The 18201-nt window shown below is 63.9% G+C and carries 20 protein-coding genes; 8 read left to right on the top strand and 12 right to left on the bottom strand.

Annotated features, from left to right (window positions below; translation table 11 throughout):
- Window positions 1-260: 260 nt before the first annotated feature.
- Window positions 261-1043, top strand: coding sequence for an acyl-CoA thioesterase domain-containing protein (locus AC5Y5O_RS04655; protein WP_096291242.1), 783 nt, complete (start codon window positions 261-263; stop codon window positions 1041-1043).
- A complete protein-coding gene (locus AC5Y5O_RS04650; RefSeq protein WP_096288950.1) occupies window positions 1043-2593 on the top strand; it encodes an AMP-binding protein in 1551 nt (516 codons plus the stop codon). Before AC5Y5O_RS04655 ends, AC5Y5O_RS04650 begins: the two co-directional genes overlap by 1 nt.
- A gap of 46 nt (window positions 2594-2639) precedes the next feature.
- Here AC5Y5O_RS04650 and AC5Y5O_RS04645 read toward each other — a convergent pair whose 3' ends face one another.
- Complete coding sequence (locus tag AC5Y5O_RS04645; protein ID WP_096291241.1) at window positions 2640-3260, bottom strand: TIGR03085 family metal-binding protein; 621 nt, start codon at window positions 3258-3260, stop codon at window positions 2640-2642.
- A gap of 94 nt (window positions 3261-3354) precedes the next feature.
- Between AC5Y5O_RS04645 and htpG the strand changes: the two genes are divergently transcribed.
- Together htpG and AC5Y5O_RS04635 are read left to right on the top strand one after the other, a co-directional pair.
- Window positions 3355-5292: a molecular chaperone HtpG gene (gene htpG, locus AC5Y5O_RS04640; protein ID WP_096288948.1), complete on the top strand. Its 1938-nt coding sequence runs from the start codon at window positions 3355-3357 to the stop codon at window positions 5290-5292.
- A gap of 72 nt (window positions 5293-5364) precedes the next feature.
- Entirely contained in the window at window positions 5365-5604 is a 240-nt protein-coding gene (locus AC5Y5O_RS04635; RefSeq protein WP_096288946.1) for a hypothetical protein, read from the top strand.
- Here the strand turns inward: AC5Y5O_RS04635 and AC5Y5O_RS04630 are convergent.
- Window positions 5601-7364, bottom strand: coding sequence for a DUF3556 domain-containing protein (locus tag AC5Y5O_RS04630; protein ID WP_096288944.1), 1764 nt, complete (start codon window positions 7362-7364; stop codon window positions 5601-5603). The two genes, AC5Y5O_RS04635 and AC5Y5O_RS04630, sit on opposite strands and share 4 nt — an antisense overlap.
- A gap of 295 nt (window positions 7365-7659) precedes the next feature.
- Here AC5Y5O_RS04630 and AC5Y5O_RS04625 point away from each other — a divergent pair, with 295 nt between their 5' ends.
- On the top strand, window positions 7660-8961 hold the full coding sequence (locus AC5Y5O_RS04625; RefSeq protein WP_096288942.1) for an MFS transporter: 1302 nt from the start codon (window positions 7660-7662) through the stop codon (window positions 8959-8961).
- 107 nt (window positions 8962-9068) lie between these two features.
- Here AC5Y5O_RS04625 and AC5Y5O_RS04620 read toward each other — a convergent pair whose 3' ends face one another.
- The 3 genes from AC5Y5O_RS04620 to AC5Y5O_RS04610 all read right to left on the bottom strand — a co-directional run bounded on the left by AC5Y5O_RS04620 (window position 9069) and on the right by AC5Y5O_RS04610 (window position 11006).
- A complete protein-coding gene (locus AC5Y5O_RS04620; protein ID WP_096288940.1) occupies window positions 9069-9632 on the bottom strand; it encodes a hypothetical protein in 564 nt (187 codons plus the stop codon).
- A gap of 54 nt (window positions 9633-9686) precedes the next feature.
- A complete protein-coding gene (locus AC5Y5O_RS04615) occupies window positions 9687-10541 on the bottom strand; it encodes a GNAT family N-acetyltransferase (protein ID WP_096288938.1) in 855 nt (284 codons plus the stop codon).
- Between the two features lie 153 nt (window positions 10542-10694).
- Window positions 10695-11006 carry a hypothetical protein gene (locus AC5Y5O_RS04610; RefSeq protein WP_243394106.1) on the bottom strand — a complete coding sequence of 104 codons (312 nt, stop codon included), beginning with the start codon at window positions 11004-11006 and terminating at the stop codon, window positions 10695-10697.
- On the opposite strand from AC5Y5O_RS04610, the gene AC5Y5O_RS04605 reads away from it, so the two are divergent.
- Window positions 10993-11271: a hypothetical protein gene (locus AC5Y5O_RS04605; RefSeq protein WP_500024147.1), complete on the top strand. Its 279-nt coding sequence runs from the start codon at window positions 10993-10995 to the stop codon at window positions 11269-11271. The genes AC5Y5O_RS04610 and AC5Y5O_RS04605 overlap by 14 nt on opposite strands.
- Here AC5Y5O_RS04605 and AC5Y5O_RS04600 read toward each other — a convergent pair.
- The 4 genes from AC5Y5O_RS04600 to AC5Y5O_RS04585 form a co-directional block, all read right to left on the bottom strand.
- Entirely contained in the window at window positions 11214-11444 is a 231-nt protein-coding gene (locus AC5Y5O_RS04600; protein ID WP_500024124.1) for an excalibur calcium-binding domain-containing protein, read from the bottom strand. The two genes, AC5Y5O_RS04605 and AC5Y5O_RS04600, sit on opposite strands and share 58 nt — an antisense overlap.
- A gap of 115 nt (window positions 11445-11559) precedes the next feature.
- On the bottom strand, window positions 11560-12066 hold the full coding sequence (locus AC5Y5O_RS04595; RefSeq protein WP_500023963.1) for a DUF2505 domain-containing protein: 507 nt from the start codon (window positions 12064-12066) through the stop codon (window positions 11560-11562).
- 84 nt (window positions 12067-12150) lie between these two features.
- On the bottom strand, window positions 12151-12903 hold the full coding sequence (locus AC5Y5O_RS04590) for a sensor domain-containing protein (RefSeq protein WP_096288930.1): 753 nt from the start codon (window positions 12901-12903) through the stop codon (window positions 12151-12153).
- Window positions 12904-13097: 194 nt separating this feature from the next.
- A complete protein-coding gene (locus tag AC5Y5O_RS04585; protein ID WP_096291240.1) occupies window positions 13098-13853 on the bottom strand; it encodes a sensor domain-containing protein in 756 nt (251 codons plus the stop codon).
- Window positions 13854-13953: 100 nt separating this feature from the next.
- Between AC5Y5O_RS04585 and AC5Y5O_RS04580 the strand changes: the two genes are divergently transcribed.
- Window positions 13954-14313, top strand: coding sequence for a bleomycin resistance protein (locus tag AC5Y5O_RS04580; protein ID WP_096291239.1), 360 nt, complete (start codon window positions 13954-13956; stop codon window positions 14311-14313).
- On the opposite strand, the gene AC5Y5O_RS04575 is transcribed toward AC5Y5O_RS04580, so the two are convergent.
- The 3 genes from AC5Y5O_RS04575 to AC5Y5O_RS04565 form a co-directional block, all read right to left on the bottom strand.
- A complete protein-coding gene (locus tag AC5Y5O_RS04575) occupies window positions 14284-15195 on the bottom strand; it encodes a DMT family transporter (protein ID WP_096288928.1) in 912 nt (303 codons plus the stop codon). The two genes, AC5Y5O_RS04580 and AC5Y5O_RS04575, sit on opposite strands and share 30 nt — an antisense overlap.
- 12 nt (window positions 15196-15207) lie before the next feature.
- A complete protein-coding gene (locus tag AC5Y5O_RS04570; RefSeq protein ID WP_096288926.1) occupies window positions 15208-15597 on the bottom strand; it encodes a DoxX family protein in 390 nt (129 codons plus the stop codon).
- Between the two features lie 93 nt (window positions 15598-15690).
- On the bottom strand, window positions 15691-16821 hold the full coding sequence (locus tag AC5Y5O_RS04565) for an NDMA-dependent alcohol dehydrogenase (RefSeq protein ID WP_500023960.1): 1131 nt from the start codon (window positions 16819-16821) through the stop codon (window positions 15691-15693).
- A gap of 145 nt (window positions 16822-16966) precedes the next feature.
- On the opposite strand from AC5Y5O_RS04565, the gene AC5Y5O_RS04560 reads away from it, so the two are divergent.
- On the top strand, window positions 16967-18142 hold the full coding sequence (locus AC5Y5O_RS04560; RefSeq protein WP_096288922.1) for a thiolase family protein: 1176 nt from the start codon (window positions 16967-16969) through the stop codon (window positions 18140-18142).
- The last annotated feature ends 59 nt before the right edge of the window (window positions 18143-18201 follow it).

Genomic DNA, 18201 nt, shown 5'->3' with positions numbered 1-18201 from the left:
CCCTCGGCCTTAGGCGCCAGTCAGGTTGACCAGCGGACCAAGCGGTTTTGCGTGATTGTCAATACTGCTGTGCGCGTTGGTTTTTGATGCGAACAGCGACCGCGCATCCGATGCCCGGGAAAACGAACTGTAACATCTACTGTTGCTCACCTCAGAGGAGGAATCTGGATGAAAGCCCTGTTCGCGCGGAGATTCGCGTGGTGACCGAACCGAACATTCTGGCGGATGACGTCGATGCGATGACGCCCGGGCCGTACTTCATGCGCGACGAAAGTCGTTACGTGCCAACGGCGGTAGCACGCGGTGGGTGGGGCCCGACAATGAGCGGCCATGTGGTCGGTGGCATCCTGGCCGCGGTCCTCGACGGTACGGTCGACGACGCGGACTTGCAGCCTGCGCGCCTGACGGTCGACTTGCCCGCCCCCGCTGCGCTGGAGCCGTTCGAGGTGCACACCAAGGTCCAGCACGAACGCCGGCGATTGCGCCTGGTTGAGGCGCTTCTCATCCAGCGTGGTGAACCCGTCGCGCGAGCGAGCGCGCTGTTCCTGCGGCGGGGTTCGCAGCCCGACGGCAAGGTGTGGTCACAAACCCCGCAGATGCCGCGGCTGCCCGTCGAGCTTGACGGCGACCAGCCGACGCTGTTCCTACGGACCTATGGCTGGGGCGGAGACCTGCAGAATCCCGATCCCGAGTGGGACATGACCGGACCGAAGTACACCTGGCTACATGAAACGCGTCCGTTGATCGACGACGAGCCGCTCACACCGTTCGCTCGCGCCGCGCTGTGTGCCGACGTCACCGCCGCGATCGCCAACTGGGGCACCAAGGCGCTGGAGTTCATCAACGTGGACTACACGCTGACGCTGAGCCGACTGCCCGAAGGACCTCATATCGGGCTGGCCGCGCTGACCCACTACAGCGACGACGGCGTGGCCAACGGTTCAGCCGTTGTCCTGGACCACCTCGGTCCGATCGGCAGCGCGGTGTCGGTGTCCATAGCGCACTCCGGATTTCGACCACCTTCGGACTTGCCGTCGGTCTGATGACGACCGGAACGGACGTCACCTACTGGACGTTGATTGCCGAAGCCGCACTGCGTCAGCCGGATCGGGCACTATTCGCCGACGACTATGGCCGCAGCCTGACCGCTCGTCAGCTGCACGACGCCGCTTGTGTGACGGCGGCGGCGTTCGCCGAACGGGGAATTGGCGCGGGAACCGTGGTGTCCTGGCAGCTGCCGACCACACTCGAGACCGTGGTCGTCATGGCCGGGCTGGCCCGACTCGGCGCGGTGCAGAACCCGATCATCCCGATCCTGCGCGAGCGTGAAGTCGGCTTCATCACTGGGCAGCTGTCGACGGAATTCCTTGTGGTACCTGAAGTTTGGCGGGGATACGATCACGGCGCGCTGGCGCGTTCACTGGCCTCGGCTCAGGGCTTCGAGGTCGTCGCGGTAGACCTGGCAACGCCTCCGCGGGCCGGTGAGCTGCGGTTGCCCTGTGCCGACGCCCATGCGCTCACGACGGCGCCCGGTGGCGACAACCAGTGGATCTACTACTCATCGGGAACTACGGCGGCGCCCAAGGGAATTCGTCATACTGACAGCACCGTGATCGCCGGTTCGCGCGGAATGGTGAGCGCGATGGGTATCACCGCCGGCGACGTGGATCCGATCGCCTTCCCGATCGCCCACATCGGCGGGGCCGCGATGATGGCCGCCGCGCTGATGACCGGTATGCGGCTGGCGCTCTTCGAGGTATTCGATCCGGCCGCGACACCGCTTGCTATCGCGGCACACAGCCCGACGTTCCTGGGCACCGCCACGCCGTTTTTCGTGGCTTTCCTGGAAGCGCAGCGGGCCCATGGCGATAAGCCACTCTTCGGTGCATTGCGGGGTTGCATCGCTGGGGGTGCACCGATCACCGCCGAACTGGGGCGACAGGTCCGCGAGACCTTCGGCGTGGCCGGAATCGCCAACGCCTGGGGAATGACCGAGTTTCCGGTGGCGACCTCACCACCGCTCGGCGCCGCGCCCGAGGTCCTCGATTACACCGTCGGCGCACCGGTACCGGGGGTTAGCGTGCGCGTCGTCGACAACGGCGAGAACGAACTGCCCGCGGGACAGGAAGGGGAGCTGCGACTCAAGGGGCCGCAATGCTTCCTCGGTTACGCAGACGCCGCACTGGACGCCGACGCATTCGACCGCGACGGCTGGTTGCGCACCGGCGATCTCGGGTTGATCGACGCTGACGGCAATGTCCGTGTTACCGGCCGAATCAAGGACGCGATCATCCGCAATGCGGAGAACATCTCGGCCCTCGAGATTGAAAACGTGCTAGCCACCCATCCCGCCGTCGCCGATGTCGCCGTCATCGGAGTCCCCGATTACAGCGCGGGGGAGCGGGTGTGCGCCGTCGTGGTGCCCACGTCCGCCGATGGTGTGTCGTTGGAATCCCTGGTGCAGCACTGCCGTTCGCTAGGGCTAGGCCGCTACAAGCATCCCGAACGCCTCGTCATCGTTGACACCTTGCCGCGCAACCAATTCGGCAAAGTCATCAAGAAGGACTTGCGCGAGGCCTTCGGCCGTCCGTAATCGTGGGCCGAGGCCTTGGGGCGGCACGCTGGAACACGGCGCGAGCCTACAAACCCTTAGGCGCATCGCGGACGGTCTGCGCAACGGACGCATCGCCGTCGAATTCGACGCGGGCCTCGCGCCCGACCGAGAACAGCAGCAGCTCCTCGGGCGCACCGGTCACCGTGACGGCCGGGCCACTGCCGGCTATCAGCACCGTCTTGCCCTCCGGGGTGCGCAACGCGACCCGGGCCGGAACTTTCGCCAGCGTCATCCGGGCCATCAACGGCAGCGTGCGGCGCAGGCGTTTGACCAGGGCGGGCTCCAGGACACGCGGTGCCCAGTTCGGCTGCGCGCGGCGCACGTCCTCGTGGTGGATGAACATCTCTCCAACGTTGGCCACCGGGTCGAGCAACTTCAGCGGCGAGTAGGCCGGCGGACCGGACGCGACCTTGTCCAGCAGCGTGTCCCACTCGGTCCGCCCGGCCACGTCATTTTGCACCTTCTCGGTGTGGCCGGCGAAGAACGGGATCAGGATGCCGGGTGCGGCGTCCGGACGGTATTCGCGAATCACCAGGTGGGCGGCCAGATCTCGCGTCGTCCAGCCTTCGCACAGAGTGGGTGCATCCGGTCCGACGCTGCGCATCGTCTCGACGAGGGCGGCACGTTCGCGTTGTGCAACAGACACCTGGATTCCCTTCACCGGTTGGGCTGGCCTCTTCAGGGTAGGCAGGCCGGACCCCTGCACGGTAACGATTCCCACCTCGGTAAATTTGAATCCCATGAATGCCGGTGTTGAGCAATTGGAATTCCAGGCCGAGGCGCGCCAGCTACTCGATCTGATGGTCCACTCGGTCTACTCCAACAAGGACTCGTTTCTGCGCGAGTTGATCTCGAACGCCTCGGACGCGCTGGACAAGCTTCGGCTGGAGGCGTACCGGAACAAAGACCTCGACGTCGACACGTCCGACCTGCACATCGAGATCGACGTGGACAAGGCCGCGCGCACCCTGACCATCCGTGACAACGGCATCGGCATGACGCGCGACGAGGTCATCGGCCTGATCGGCACGCTGGCCAAATCGGGCACCGCCGAGCTGCGCCAGCAGCTGCGAGAAGCCAAGAACGAGGCCGCATCGGAAGAGCTGATCGGTCAGTTCGGTATCGGCTTCTATTCGTCGTTCATGGTGGCCGACAAGGTCGAGTTGCTGACGCGTAAGGCGGGCGAGAGCGACGCCACCAGGTGGGAGTCGACCGGCGAGGGCACCTACACGATCGAATCCGTGGCAGACGCCCCCCAGGGCACGGCCGTCACCCTGCACCTCAAACCGGAAGACACCGAAGACGAGCTGCACGACTACACCTCGGAGTGGAAGCTGCGGAGTCTCGTCAAGCAGTACTCCGACTTCATCGCGTGGCCCATCCGAATGGAGGTCGAGCGACGTACTCCCCCCTCTCAAGAAGAAGGGGAAGAGGGCGGCGACGAGGTCGTCACCATCGAGACCGAGACCTTGAACTCGATGAAGGCACTGTGGGCCAGGCCGAAGGACGAGGTGTCCGACGAGGAATACAAGGAGTTCTACAAGCACATAGCGCACGCCTGGGACGACCCGCTCGAGGTCATCGTGATGAAGGCCGAGGGCACTTTCGAGTACCAGGCCTTGCTCTTCATTCCCTCGCACGCGCCGTTCGACCTTTTCAACCGGGACGCCCAAATCGGCGTCCAGCTGTATGTCAAGCGGGTGTTCATCATGGGCGACTGCGACCAGCTGATGCCGGAATACCTGCGGTTCATCAAGGGCGTGGTCGACGCACAAGACTTGTCGCTCAACGTTTCTCGCGAAATCCTGCAACAGGATCGGCAGATCAACGCGATCCGTCGCCGGCTGACCAAGAAGGTCCTGTCCACGATCAAGGACTTGCAGTCCGAGCGGCCAGAGGACTATCGGACCTTCTGGACCCAGTTCGGCCGGGTTCTCAAAGAGGGCCTGCTGTCCGACGCCGACAACCAGGACACCTTGCTGCAAATCGCCTCCTTCGCGTCGACGCACAGCGAGGAGGACGCCACCACGCTGGCCGAGTACGTCGAGCGCATGAAGGACGGGCAAGAGCAGATCTTCTACGCCACCGGCGAGACGCGGCAGCAAATCCTGAAGTCGCCGCATCTGGAAGCATTCAAGGCCAAGGGCTACGAAGTCCTAATCCTCACCGACCCCGTCGACGAGGTCTGGGTGGGCACCGTGACCGAATTCGACGGCAAACCGCTGCAGTCGGTGGCCAAGGGCGAGGTGGACCTGGATTCCGACGAGGAGTCGAGCGACGCCGAACGTGAGGAGCGGGAGAAGGAATTCGCCGACCTGCTGACCTGGTTGAAAGAGACTTTGACCGAGCACGTCAAGGAGGTCAGGCTGTCCACCCGCCTGACCGAATCGCCGGCGTGCCTGATCACCGACGCTTTCGGGATAAGTCCCGCGCTCGCGCGCATCTATCAGGCATCCGGGCAGAACATCCCGATCGGGAAGCGGATCCTGGAGCTCAATCCGGACCATCCGCTGATCACCGGATTGCGCAAGGCTCACCAGGAGCGCGCCGACGATCCGACGGTCGCCGAGACCGCGGAATTGTTGTACGGAACGGCGCTATTGGCCGAGGGCGGTGCCCTCGAAGATCCGGCCAGATTCGCCCAATTACTGGCGAATCAGTTGACTCGCACCCTGTAAGCAGGCAACACGATCTCCGTCGGTCGAAATTGCGTGCGATTGAAACTCGTCCGGAGGGGATAAACACATCGCATGCCCACGTTTCGAGCTATCGACCCACACGGCGAGATAGTCGCGGCAAAGAATTTCGACAGCGCAGAGGATGCGCACGCATGGTTTATGGACACCATCGCGGGCCGTTGCGAGCTGGGTTGGCGAATGGAAGTCGACGACCACGGGTCGTGGGCGTTGTTCGACGACACCGGGGGTTTCACCGCCCCGGCGAGCCGTCGTCCAGGCAAACGGCGTACGCCGGCGCCCAGGTGTAGCTAGTCGGCGGCGGATAACCGCTTATCCGCGCGCGTCAGGTGCACGGGGAACTCGTCACCCGGCTCGGGCCACGGCTGACGCGCCAGCATGTCCGCGACGGTGACGTAGCCTTCCTCGATCACCCCGAGTTTGGCGTCCGCGATCCGGTAGCACTGTCGTTGCGTCTGAATGGGCTGGCCCTCCAGAATGACCACCCGCACATCGCCCTCCTCGAACTGACAGCGCCGCTGCAGGGCCTCTAACAATTGCTCGTTGTGCAGGTGGCCTTCGCCGAAGTTCCAGCCGACCAGCGGACCGGCGACGACTTCACCCTCGCGCATCCGGTAGTCGGCTTCGTTGTCGACGGCGCGGGGCAGCAACCCGTTGAGTGCGCGACCATGAGTGTGCATCGACCGGAACGCGCCGGCCTTGTCGATGGTGATCTCGGCGGTCGCCTCGTCGTACAGCCTGGCCAGTTGCTTGGCCGTGAGCGCAGAGCTTTTCACGACGTTGGCTTCGATCTTCTCTTCGGCCCCGGCGCGGAAGCACCAGACGCTGGTCGCCCAGTTGCCGGCGTAGTAGCGCATCGCGGGTAGGAACGAAAATTGCTGAGGGAAAATGTTTCCCAGAATTGGAACGACGGCCAGGGCGACGACGAGGATGGCCAGCAACAGCGGTGACTGAAGGTCGGTGGCGTGAATTGCGTTGTAGTGCCCGAACAAATAGAACAGCGAGAAGATCAGGAATACATTCCACTCCAACGGAACTCCCATCGGGAGGTTGGAAATGATGTTGAGGTGAAAGATCACCATGAAGGCGATCAGGAACCAGGCCCAGCGGTGGCCGTCGGCGAAGAAGACCAGCACCAGGGGCACCAGAAATTCGGCCGTGGTGCCGCCGACATGCGCCATGATTTTCGGCACCCAGGAGGGACGTATGTCGTTGACCGGGTCCAGGTAGAGCCGGTGTTTGACCCAGTTGAACATTTTGCTGCGCAATAGCGGGTGGTTGCTGGTCATCACCGCTACGACATAAGGGAAGTGATGGTTGAGCTTGGAGGTCGCCGCTCCCCACCACAGCGCGAGCATGACGATCTTGAATCCCGCGATCTGATCGGTGAAGGGGAAAAAGAACACGAACAGGGTCAGCCAGTAGTGCTCGCCGCGCGCCGCCAAGAACACCGTTTTGTCACGCAGACCCAGTAAGGCCAGGGCGACGATCGCCGGCACGACCAACATCGGGTCGAGCAGGCCGACGTCGCCGGCCGCGGTGACCGGGCCGCCACGGCCCGGCGAGAGCAGTGCCCAGATGCCGGAGCCCAGCACGATCGCGTAGAGGGCCACGTCGACGATCGAGCGAGTATCCCCGCGGGTGAAGGGAATCACGCGTGGCCAGGGTGGCAGGCGAATCGTCTTGGGCCGCAGCCAGAACAGGAAACCTCCGATCGGAGGCCAGAACCGTGCTGTCAGCGGCCCGGATCCACAGCCCAGACCGAGGACCTCGAACAGCAGCGTGAACACCACGACCTTCTGGTACACGATCGGTTGGGTCCACCACTGCTCGATGCGATCGAGGCCGCCCAGCCCCGGGGTCAACGCGATGACCGCCGCGGCTCCGCCGGCATAGGCGGCCATTTTCAGCACATACAGCAGATAGATCGCCGACGGCGTGCCGAAGCCGTGTTCCACCCAGTGCCGGGTCACCACTTGCATCCGCGCGGACCGAGGCAGCGTGGGCCAGGTGTCGTGGTCGACGTCGGGAAGGTCCGGCGTGATGAATCCCATGATGGCCCCGTTCCGCGTTGAACCTGGTAGGCGATTACTCAATGTAGCGCCACCACGCGATTTGGTCGTGGATGCCTCGATCGAAACTCGATTGGCGAACGACAACACCCATTGCCTTCTGGGGTCGAGCTTGCCGTGCGTCTTCGCTGGCACGTCGCTGCGAAATAGGCTGTCGTGACACGATTGCCATCGCAACCGCGCACGAAATCGCGCAATGCCAAAGCGATTCAGCAACGCCACTTTTGCGTACTCACGCGATGGCCGTTCGGCCGATGGTTTTCAGCGAGAGGGCGACATGAGTTCAACGACAGAACAGGTAGTGCGCGCGCGCCGTCGCACCCCGCTCAACCGCTCACAGATCGTGGGCTTTTGGGGGGCATGGACCGGTTGGACGCTCGACGGGATGGATTCGTTCATCTACGCGCTGGTGTTGACGCCCGCGTTGACTGAGTTGTTGCCGCGCTCGGGCATTGCCGCGACTCCGGCCAATGTCGGGCTGGTGGGCTCGATTTTGTTCGCCCTGTTCCTGGTCGGCTGGGGTCTGTCCTTCGTCTGGGGGCCGATCGCCGACCGCTTCGGGCGAGCCAAGGTGCTCGCGGCGACGATCTTCACCTTCGCAATCTTCACCGGGCTTTCCGCCATGGCGCAAAACGTCTGGGAGCTTGCCACCTTCCGATTCATCGCGGGGGTCGGGATCGGCGGCGAATGGGCGCTTGCCGGGACTTATGTGGCCGAGGCGTGGCCCGAGGATCGACGCAAAATGGGCGCTGGCTATTTGCAGACCGGTTACTACGCCGGCTTCTTCCTGGCCGCAGCGCTCAACTACACCGTCGGCGTCCAGTTTGGTTGGCGCGCAATGTTTCTGACCGGCGCATTGCCGGTCGTGATCGCCATCCTGATCCTGACGCGAGTCAAGGAGACCGAGAAGTGGCAGCGGGCCGACGCCGGCAGCCCGGTGCGCGTCAACCCGTTGCGCGAAATTCTCGGCGCCCGTTACCGGCGCCGCACCTGGGTGGCGTGCGCGCTGCTGACGATTGCGATCGTGGGCTTATGGGCGGGCACGGTGTACGAACCGACGGCCGTGATTCAGCTCGCGCAGCATGCCGGTCTGGGCAAGAGCGACGCGACCAAGACCGCCTCGTGGGCGACGGGCCTGTTGTCGATCGGAACCATCCTGGGCTGTCTTGTCTTGCCCCTGATCGCGGAGCGCGTCGGACGCAGGAAGACGGCCGCGTTCTATTTTGCCGGAATGGCGGTCGCGATCACCGGCAGCTTCGGCTGGGCGTTTTATCTGCCCAACGGCCTCGGGCCGTTTATCGGGTGGCTGTTCGTGCTGGGCTTCTTCGGCGGTAACTTCGCGCTGTTCAGTCTCTGGCTGCCCGAGCAGTTCGAGACACGGGTGCGCGCAACGGCATTCGCATTCTGCACGTCATTCGGCCGTTTCGTCGGGGCCGGCGTGAACTTCGTGCTCGGCGCCGCGGTACTGCACACGCACACCCTGGGCTTGCCGGTTGCGTTGACGGCGATCGTATTCGTGGTTGGGCTCCTGATCATTCCGCTGGCGCCCGAGACGCACGGCGAGGTGCTGCCGCAGTAGGGGAGTCGTCGCGGTACTCGGCGCGCCAGCCGGGAGTAAACGACCTCGTTACGCAGGTCTTCGAGTCGGTGGCCACCGGCATGACGGTCAGCCGTTCGGGGTGATCGTCAGATGCCGTCGACCTGAAGCAGCGCGTGCATTTTCAGTGTCGACTGGGCGTGGGCGACAAAGCGTTTCCGCGCCTCGCTCAGCTCGGCGAGTCGGGTGTCGACGGCGGCGCGAGTCCGCTGAATGTGTTCGGTGGGAGCATCGGATCGGATGGTTTCGCGGTGGGCATTGGCGGGTTCGACCACTTGATCGGCCGCGTGACGGATCTGCGCGCAGGTGTCCGCCAGTTCAGGAAATCCGATGAGGCTCAGGCTGTCTGCTGTGGCTGACAGTCGCCGGATTTCACCCGCAAGAGTGAGCATATTCTGGGTGAACACGTCGTCGTTGGTGGCGAATGAGCGCACGTTGTACAGGCGGTCGATCTCGAATGCGTGCCCGGCGGCATGCGATCCGAGCTGCAATAGCGTTTCTCGTAACCACTTGTGATGATCGAGCATGCGCGCCGATCGGATGGCGGCGCGGCTGTTCTTGTTGTTGATCATGACGCCGAGAAATGCGGTCGCGGTGACGAGTATCGACCCCAGCAGGGGCAGCCAGGGTATCCACCATTGCGTGTTGTCCATGGTGTGCCAGTATCCCTGGTCCGCGCTCGCGGCAGGACGGGTTTGCAGCGCTCGTCAATAACCGATCGACGCCAGGAAGGAACCGCGCGGCTCTTGGTAGTAACCAAGCGCCATCATGTTCAGCAGGTAGACGACGCGCAGGTCGTGGTCGAAACACCATCGCAACAAGTCGGCGTTGCGCAACGGAACAAGAAATCCGTTCCAGGAGAACTTCTCTGCGTCGGCGATCAACGCCTCGATATCCTCGTTGCTCACGGCGACGGAGTGGCCGGTGAACCCGACATCGGTCGTGTAGCCGGTTATTTGGCCGTCGCGCTCGACGACCTTGGCCGATCCCTGTGCGATCGCATCGCGCAGTTCGCCGCTTCGATCATGGCCGTGCACCTGTAAGCAAAGCTTGTCGCAGTCCGCCAGATCCCCTTCGTGAGCCCTGCGCACGTCAAATCCGTTGATCTGCATCAATAGTGGCTTGCCCTGAATTGCGGCGAGGGGCTCACGGGTTTGAAAGCCCAGCTTGGTGTAAAGGCTCATCGAACGGTTGTGATACGCAACCTGTACCAGCCGCACTCCCGATGCCTGCTGCTGGGCGCTTCGGTCCAGCACGGCCTGCATCAGGGTGCGACCGACGCGGCTGTCCTGGGCATCTGTAGCCACGCTGAGGGGACCGACTCCGAAAATCGCGGAGCGCTCGTCGAGAAAATTGCTGCCAATGATCTGACCATCGGATTCGGCTACGACACTGAAGTATCCGGGGTGAGGCTGCAACGCACCGACGAGATCGTGAGCATGTTGGACCGAGGGAAAGTCCGACGGAAAGTTGTGCCTGGCCGCGATCGCGTTGAACGCCTTGTAGCAGATCCGCGCGGCCGCATTGGTGTCTGCCTGTGTCATGGTGCGTATGCGGGTCATCTGTTGTTCCTCTATCCGTCGCCTGCACTAACGACGCAGCCTACCTAGTTGACCAGCGGCCAAACACCCTGCGGTTGAAAGGTTTACCCTCCGAGAAGGAAGCCAGTTCCTCTCAACGACGCGAAAACACCAGGGGGAGAACCAGGTACGTGTCTAACTGCCGACCACGAAACAACGGCCACTGCTCGACGCTAGCAGTACTTCCTGAACGGCGGACTTATCGATGGCCGGGAATTCGAAGCGATGTGTCTGTTGGCCGGCCGCGATTGCGGCATCTTGAGACTCGTTGGTGCCGTCCTTCTTGCGCACTATTGCCGTGACCTTGTCCGGCTTCGACATGTTCTGCGGCTCGTGGAAGTACCAGACTTCGATGCCCGCCCCGGCTGAATTCGATTGCCAGCCATCGGAGTAATAACACGCAGGATTCCCCTCGGCGTCCGGCGGCGGTGGAGTGCAGATCGACAATCCGACACAATCGGGCGGTGCGCTGCTCGTAGCCGGGGGAGCGACGGTCGTAGTGGCAGGGGGAGAAGCGGCAATGCTGCTGCTGGCCAATGGTTTCGCCGAACTCGAGCCGGACGTGCTCGGGCCGGACGCCTGGTGCGAACCGCACGCCGTCACGGCGATGCAGCACACGCCGATGGTGGCCTTCAATCGGAACATGGGTACCTCTCAGTGGCAGATTTCGCAGGCAATGCCGTCGTTGTCACGGTCAAGAGGAGCCCGATAGCCCGGCTGTCCCCGATAAATCGGAGCCGCACCGGCATCGCAGGCGGCCTTGCAGTTCGGGTAATAGACGCTCGAACCCGTCGTCGGTGCAGGAGACGTGGTGGTGGTGGACGGCGCAGCGTGGGCTGGGGGCGTCCCCGCTATCCCTGCCGCAATAGCTCCCACGGCGAACATCTGACGAAGCATTGGGCAAAGCCTCCCATTAGCCAGGCAGCGTTGGTTGCTAACGAGTACAGAGCTAACACCTCGACGCACTCGCATGGCAAGGGGCGAGCGCCGGGCAGTACGCCTAGCAGTGGTCGGCGATCCAGGTGGTGGTGAAGCGCTGCACCGCGGGGATGCTGTCAGACAAACCCGCGCCGAGAGTTTTCTCCAGTTTGCCGCCCACCAATGGGATTTTCACGTGCACGTTGACCGCGAACCGCAACTGTGTGCCGGCACCGCTGGGCTCCAGCCATGCTTGTGCGCGGGCCCCGCCTACCCCTGGCGAAGTCGAGACGTTGACCTGCCCGAGAACCTGGCCGTCGCCGTTGGGTTTCCACGTCTCCTCATGGACGAGTTTCAGCTCGCCAGGTGCGAATTTGGCGACCGGTCCGGGCAGCAGCTGGCGTCCCACGTGCTGAGTAACCCGCACTGTCACCCTGCCGGCGGGGTCGACATCCAGCGAGTCCAGTGTGGTGGTCGCGGCGTCCCCCAGGGCGATCCGGGCCAGCCAATAGGCCTCACTACTGAACGCCGCGTGGATTTGGTCAACACTGGCGGGCGATTCGGTCAAGATGTCGAATGAGCGCGGCATAGCATCCCATTCTTACCAAAGTCACTGTCGTTTTGTCGGGCTTGCTCGAATCGCCTGAACGCCAGGGGAACTGACGCGCGATGATTACTGCTTGTCGACTTTGGCCGCGATCTGTTTGGCGGCGCTGACGCCCGCGTCCCCCGGATCCTTACGGCATGCCTCAGTGTCGATCACGACGTTGTTGCGGACCGTCAGCGCTCGCTGACAGGTTTGGCCCATCGACTCGGTGCCCTTGCTCAGGGTCACGCTCACGGTCGTGCTCAATATTCCGTTGCTGTTGGAAACGGGTCCCACCTTCCACTGAATATCCGGTGCGTCCGGGTCGCCGCCGCTGGGAACGGTTTCCTGGTGGTTGGCGCAGGCGGGCCAACGCTGGGCCGACGTGTTGAAGAAGGCGTTCGCCTGGTCGGCGGACGGAAACAACGCCACGAATTGGCTGATGTCCGGGTTCGGATCGGTCGAACCCTCGGGAATCGGCGCAATGTCACGTTCGCCGTGCACCGCGGTGTTGCCGCTGCCCGTGTAAATGGGCGTCAAGCCCACGCCGGTGATGTAGAGGCACTCGGCGGGGAATTTGTATCCCTTGGGGAACACCTCAGTGCTCTTGTCCTCTTGGAGCGTGTCGAACGATTTGTCGTTCTTCGACCCCGTGACGCCCAGAACACTGTCTACCTCGGCGGGAGTGAGCAACAGGCTCGGCAGTGCGGCCTGCGCCAGGGGAGGCTTCGACGAAGTGGTGGTGGTCGACGAAGCTGTGCCACCGCCGTTGCTACCGCCGCAGGCAGCGACCAATATCCCGGTAGTGACGACGGCGGCGGCGACGGCAAATGGGCGCATCGTTGGTGCCTTCCTGCTCGAGTCGACTCGACAGCGTTGCGAGCATGGTGCGCGTCGGCCGGTCAGAGGGTGTTTGCGGATGGAGCATACGACAGCTTCGCGGGTCCTGGGGTGTTTGCGGGCAGCGGGACGCATCCAACACGCCAAGCGAGATGGCAGAGGGAAACGCTGAATTCGTGCGGACGGTGCAACGTCTACTGTTTGTCGACTTTGCCGGCGATCATATTGGCGATGTCGACGCCCACGTTGCCCGGGTTTTGGCGGCACCCGTCGACGTCGATCGCGACGTTGTTGCGTACCGTCAGCGCCCGCTGGCAGGCCTTGACGATGTGCTCGCCATCCTTGGTGAGGTTTACCGACACGGTCGTGCTCAGAACTCCGTTTTCAGTGGAAACCGGTCCGACCGTCCACTGGAAGCCCGGGGAGATCGCGCCGTCGGGAACAGTGCCTTGGCGGTTGGCACACGCGGGCCAGCGCTGGGCAGAGTTGTTGAAGAAGGCGTTCGCCTGTTGGGCGGACGGATACAGCACCACATACTGGTTTGCGTCGGGACTGGACTCAGTCGACCCGCCGGGGGAGGGCTCGGTAATTCGCTCGCCGTGTACCGACGTGCTCCCGCTGTTGGCGAATACCGGTGCGAGGGCAGGTCCGGTGATGTACAAGCATTCCTCCGGGAACCTGAATCCCTTGGGGCCCATTCCGGCGGTTGGGTCTTCTTGCAGCGAGTCGGACACCTTGTCGGTCCTTGAGCCGTTAACCCCCAGAACGTTGTCGACTTCGGCCGGAGTGAGCAAGAGATCCACGAGTGCCATTGGCGCAAGTGCCTGTTTCGACGAAGTCGTCGCGGTCGACGATGGGAAAGAGGTGCCGGTGCCACCCCCGTTGCTGTCGCACGCCGCCGTCAGCATCACGGTGGCGGCGACTGCGGCGAAGGCCGATAGCTGACTCATCATTGAGTGCCTTCCTGCTGCGGTCGACTCGGTGGAGCATACGACAGCGTTCGCCGGCGCGATCAGCGCGACGAGCTGACAGACTCACGGTGTGCCCGAAATCGATTTCGCCTCGGTAGCCCCGATCGTTCCCGTTCGAGATCTCGACATCGCCTTGGACCGTTACCGCCGACTCGGCTTCGATGCCCGCAGCTACGAAGGTCCCCAGCGTTACGGCTTCGTTGACCGCGGCGCGGTGTCGATGCACCTCAGCGAGTGGGCCGAACACGATCCGCTGCGCACGGCATCGAGCGTGTACTTCTATGTCAGCGACGCCGACGCCCTGTACGCGCAGTGGGCCGCGCTGAAGGATCTCGAGGGCCGTTTGGTGGAACCAGTCGATACGCCTTACGGCTTAAGGGAATTCGCCTACATCGATCCCGACGGGACCTTACACCGGATCGGTTCGCGGCGACGCTGATCGCGCGTCGACGGACGGATCGGCGGCCGGGGTTCCGGCGGCCTGGCTGTGTGCCAGCGCCACCGCCGCGGCGATCATCACCGCGACCGAGACACCGAGCGCAACCATGCCGACGTGGTTGGTGCTCAACGTCTCGCCCAGCACGGTGACGCCGAGCACCGAACCGACGAGTGGCTCAGCGACCGTCACCGCGGGCAGCGACGCGGTCAGCGAGCCGGCCCGAAACGCCGACTGCTCCCAGGCCGTCGCGGCGATCCCCAGTACCGCCCACACGTACAACTCGGGGGTTCGCAACAACTCCGGAATGCCGCGGCCGAGTTGGTCGACCACACCCTTGGTCAACACCGAGAAAAGCCCCCACAACGCTCCCGACATGAGCCCCAGCAGCAGCGCGCTGAGCCAGCCCGAGGTCAACCGAGCGCCGATCACACACACGATCAAGGCTGGGCCCAGGATCAAAGCCACGATCGTCCATGTCTTGATGGACCCACGGGGAGTGCCGGCCTGCGGATCCCCGACCGTCACCACCACCGCGACGGCACCAACGAGGAGGAAAGCCCAAATAGCTTGCCAGCGTGAAATTCTGCGGTGATTTGTGGTGCTACTGATGATCAGCGCGAACAGCAGCGACGTCACCGACAGCGCCTGCACGAGAACCACCGAACCCAGGCCGAGCGCCGCAGCCTGCAACCCGAACCCGGCGGCGGCCACGAGACTGCCCAGCCACCAACGTCGATCGCGCAGCAGCCGATGGAACAGCGCCGGGGTGCTGACCGGTTTGTCGGTTACCTGCTGGGCGGATCGCTGTTCCAGGACGTCTCCGATGCCGATCATCAGCGCGGCCGCCAACGCGAGCAGTACCGCGAGTCCGGTGGTTTTCACCTGACGCTCCGGTCAGCTGTTGCGCATGATCTTCAACGCGGTGGTGATCATCGGAATCTGAAGCGGCAGCCGGGCGAAGGCGGCAATGCGCATCGGCCACGGCTTGTTCCACCACAACCGGCACATGTTGACGTTGGCCGGGAACACGCCGATGTACAGCAGGACGGCGGCCAGTGCGGCGAACCGCCGGGTCTGTCGCGGCACCAGCAAGGCGCCGGTGGCTATCTCGGCGACACCCGATGCGTAGGTGTAGAAGCGCGGATCTCCCGGCAGCTCGACGGGGACGATTGTGTCGAACGGTTTGGGGGCGAGGAAGTGCACCGTGCCGACACTCATCAACATCGCGGCGACTCGGTATGCGGCGTTCTGGGCCTCACGCTGGGCTACGGGGGTGGTGGTCATGGACTCATTGTGCTCACGCCGCGCGAACGTCGAGTTATCCGGGGGGAAATGTCACAGTCGCCCAACATCTCGACGTTGGCGCACCAGGTGCGATCAAACCCTGTCGGCGTCGGTGAATCGGATGACACCACGGATGTTGCGCCCCTCAAGCATGTCGCGATAGCCGTCGTTGACCTGCTCGAGGCGGTATTCGCGGGTCACCATGTCGTCGAGGTTGATGTGACCTAGTTTGTAGAGCTCGAGAATCGCCGGGATGTCGTGTTGCGGGTTGCCTCCGCCAAAGATGCTGCCCTGCAGGCTTTTCTGGAGCAGCGACAGCCCGGCAAGATTCAGCGTGACATCGGTGTCCAGCACGCCGCCCATCGCGGTGAGGCAGCACACGCCGCCCTTGGCGGTCAGGCCCATCCAGGATTCGACTTCGCTGCCCTCGGTGCGGCCGACGGTGACGATCACCTTGTGGCACATGAAGCCGCGTGTCGCCTCCGCGATGCGACCGAAGGCGCTGGCGACACCGGCGAAAGCCTGTGTGGCGCCGAACTTCAACGCCTGCTCACGCTTCCAATCAAACGGGTCGATCGCGAATATCCTTCGGGCGCCGGCGATTCGGGCACCTTGCAACGCGGCGACGCCGACACCACCGATTCCGATGACCGCGACGTCCTCACCGGGTTTGACCGCCGCGCTGCGGACCGCCGAACCATAGCCGGTGGTCACCCCGCAGCCGACCAGGCAGGCGACTTCGAACGGGATCGTCGGATCGACCTTGACCACCGAGGTGTGATGTACCACCACGTAGGGCGAGAAGGTGCCCAGCAGCGACATCGGCAGGACGTTGTGCCCTCTGGCGGTCACCCGAAAGGATCCGTCGGATACCGATTGGCCCGACAGCAGGCCCATACCGAGGTCGCACAGGTTGCGCAGCCCGGTCTGGCACGGCTTGCATGTCCCGCACGACGGGATGAACGACATCACCACGTGGTCGCCGACGGCCAGATTCTCGACGCCCTCGCCGATCTCGGTGATGATCCCGGCGCCCTCGTGGCCGCCCAGGACCGGAAAGCTCGGGATCGGGAAGTCGCCGGTCAGCAAATGTTGGTCGGAGTGACACAGGCCGGCCGTCTCGAGCGCAACGGTCACCTCGCCGCGGCGGGGATCGCCGATCTCGATCTCATCGATCGACCACGGCTCGTTCAACTCCCAGACCAGCGCACCTTTGGTCTTCAACGGTCGGCCTCCGTTTTACCCGAAACGCTTAATTGTTAGCGCCGTCACAGACCCCGGCGTACCGAATTTAGACCATTACTATTGCCTATACAGTATTTGATACGATTCGCGTCGTCTGACCGCCCACCGCAGCGAGGTTAAGAACATGGGAACACCCGTCATCGTCGGAGCTGTCCGAACGGCCATTGGCCGGTCGTTCAAAGGGACGCTGGTCAACACACCGCCGGAGACGCTGATCACCGCGGTGCTCCCGGAGGCGGTCCGCCGGTCCGGCGTCGACCCATCAGAGATCGACGACATCATCTTCGCCGAATCGCATTATGGCGGTGGCGATTTGGCCCGCTATGCCGCGACAGCTACCGGTCTCGAGCACGTTCCCGGTCAGTCGGTCAACCGCCACTGCGCGGGCAGCCTGACGGCAATCGGCAACGCCTCGGCGCAGATCGGCTCAGGTATGGAGCGGGTGCTGATCGCCGGTGGCGTGCAGTCGCTGTCCATGACGCCGCTGACGAACTGGCGCATCCCGGGACCTGAACTGAAGTTCGAGGAGCGGTGGATGCCGCCGACGCACGTCGAGACGCCGGATGCGCCCGCCAAGGACATGTCGATCACCGTGGGTTGGAACACCGCGCAGAGCGTCGGCATCACCCGCGAGGAGATGGACGCCTGGGCGGCCCGCTCGCATCAGCGCGCCGTCGCGGCCCAGGACGCCGGCAAGTTCGCCGACGAGATCTTGCCGCTGAAGATCACCCAGTTCGACGGCTCGGTCACCGAGTTCGCCGTCGACGAGCACCCGCGTCGTGACACCACCATCGAGAAGCTGGCCGGCCTGAAGGTGCTGCACCCGGAGATCGAAGGCTTTTCGATCACCGCGGGCAACAGCAGCGGTACCAACGACGCCGCCGCGGCCGTCGCGCTCGTCGACAGCGATTACGCCACGGCCAACAAGCTCAACGTGATGGGCACGGTCAAGGCGTGGGCCGCCGCGGGCGTGGCGCCTCGGGACTGCGGTCTGGGCGCGGTGAAGGTCATCGGAAAGGTGCTGCAGCGGGCCGGCCTGTCCCCGTCGGATGTGGCGCTGTGGGAGATCAACGAGGCGTTCGCCTCGGTGCCGATCGCGGCGTGCCGGGAGTACGGCCTCGACGAGGAGAAGGTCAACTTCTCCGGTAGTGGATGCAGCCTTGGCCACCCCATCGCCGCCTCGGGGGCCCGCATGGTCACGACCCTGGTCTACGAGCTGGCTCGCCGCGGCGGCGGTATCGGGGTTGCCGCGATGTGCGCCGGCGGTGGCCAGGGCGGCGCCGTCGTCGTCGAGGTCTAAGCGAGTTTCGCTTGCCGAACGTGCTCTGACGGTGAGATTCTGCCGATTTTTGCGTCCTG

The organism is Mycobacterium sp. NGS40, from assembly GCF_059812735.1.
This window is presented reverse-complemented; position numbering and strand designations above follow the sequence as displayed.

What these genes read in the sequence shown, in the direction of transcription:
- AC5Y5O_RS04615 (WP_096288938.1), bottom strand. Translation starts at nt 10,541, where the DNA reads ATGACCCGCATACGCACCATGACACAGGCAGACACCAATGCGGCCGCG.
- htpG (WP_096288948.1), top strand. Translation starts at nt 3,355, where the DNA reads ATGAATGCCGGTGTTGAGCAATTGGAATTCCAGGCCGAGGCGCGCCAG.
- AC5Y5O_RS04570 (WP_096288926.1), bottom strand. Translation starts at nt 15,597, where the DNA reads ATGACCACCACCCCCGTAGCCCAGCGTGAGGCCCAGAACGCCGCATAC.
- AC5Y5O_RS04630 (WP_096288944.1), bottom strand. Translation starts at nt 7,364, where the DNA reads ATGGGATTCATCACGCCGGACCTTCCCGACGTCGACCACGACACCTGG.
- AC5Y5O_RS04590 (WP_096288930.1), bottom strand. Translation starts at nt 12,903, where the DNA reads ATGCGCCCATTTGCCGTCGCCGCCGCCGTCGTCACTACCGGGATATTG.
- AC5Y5O_RS04600 (WP_500024124.1), bottom strand. Translation starts at nt 11,444, where the DNA reads ATGTTCGCCGTGGGAGCTATTGCGGCAGGGATAGCGGGGACGCCCCCA.
- AC5Y5O_RS04655 (WP_096291242.1), top strand. Translation starts at nt 261, where the DNA reads ATGCGCGACGAAAGTCGTTACGTGCCAACGGCGGTAGCACGCGGTGGG.
- AC5Y5O_RS04585 (WP_096291240.1), bottom strand. Translation starts at nt 13,853, where the DNA reads ATGAGTCAGCTATCGGCCTTCGCCGCAGTCGCCGCCACCGTGATGCTG.
- AC5Y5O_RS04635 (WP_096288946.1), top strand. Translation starts at nt 5,365, where the DNA reads ATGCCCACGTTTCGAGCTATCGACCCACACGGCGAGATAGTCGCGGCA.
- AC5Y5O_RS04620 (WP_096288940.1), bottom strand. Translation starts at nt 9,632, where the DNA reads ATGGACAACACGCAATGGTGGATACCCTGGCTGCCCCTGCTGGGGTCG.
- AC5Y5O_RS04560 (WP_096288922.1), top strand. Translation starts at nt 16,967, where the DNA reads ATGGGAACACCCGTCATCGTCGGAGCTGTCCGAACGGCCATTGGCCGG.
- AC5Y5O_RS04625 (WP_096288942.1), top strand. Translation starts at nt 7,660, where the DNA reads ATGAGTTCAACGACAGAACAGGTAGTGCGCGCGCGCCGTCGCACCCCG.
- AC5Y5O_RS04595 (WP_500023963.1), bottom strand. Translation starts at nt 12,066, where the DNA reads ATGCCGCGCTCATTCGACATCTTGACCGAATCGCCCGCCAGTGTTGAC.
- AC5Y5O_RS04650 (WP_096288950.1), top strand. Translation starts at nt 1,043, where the DNA reads ATGACGACCGGAACGGACGTCACCTACTGGACGTTGATTGCCGAAGCC.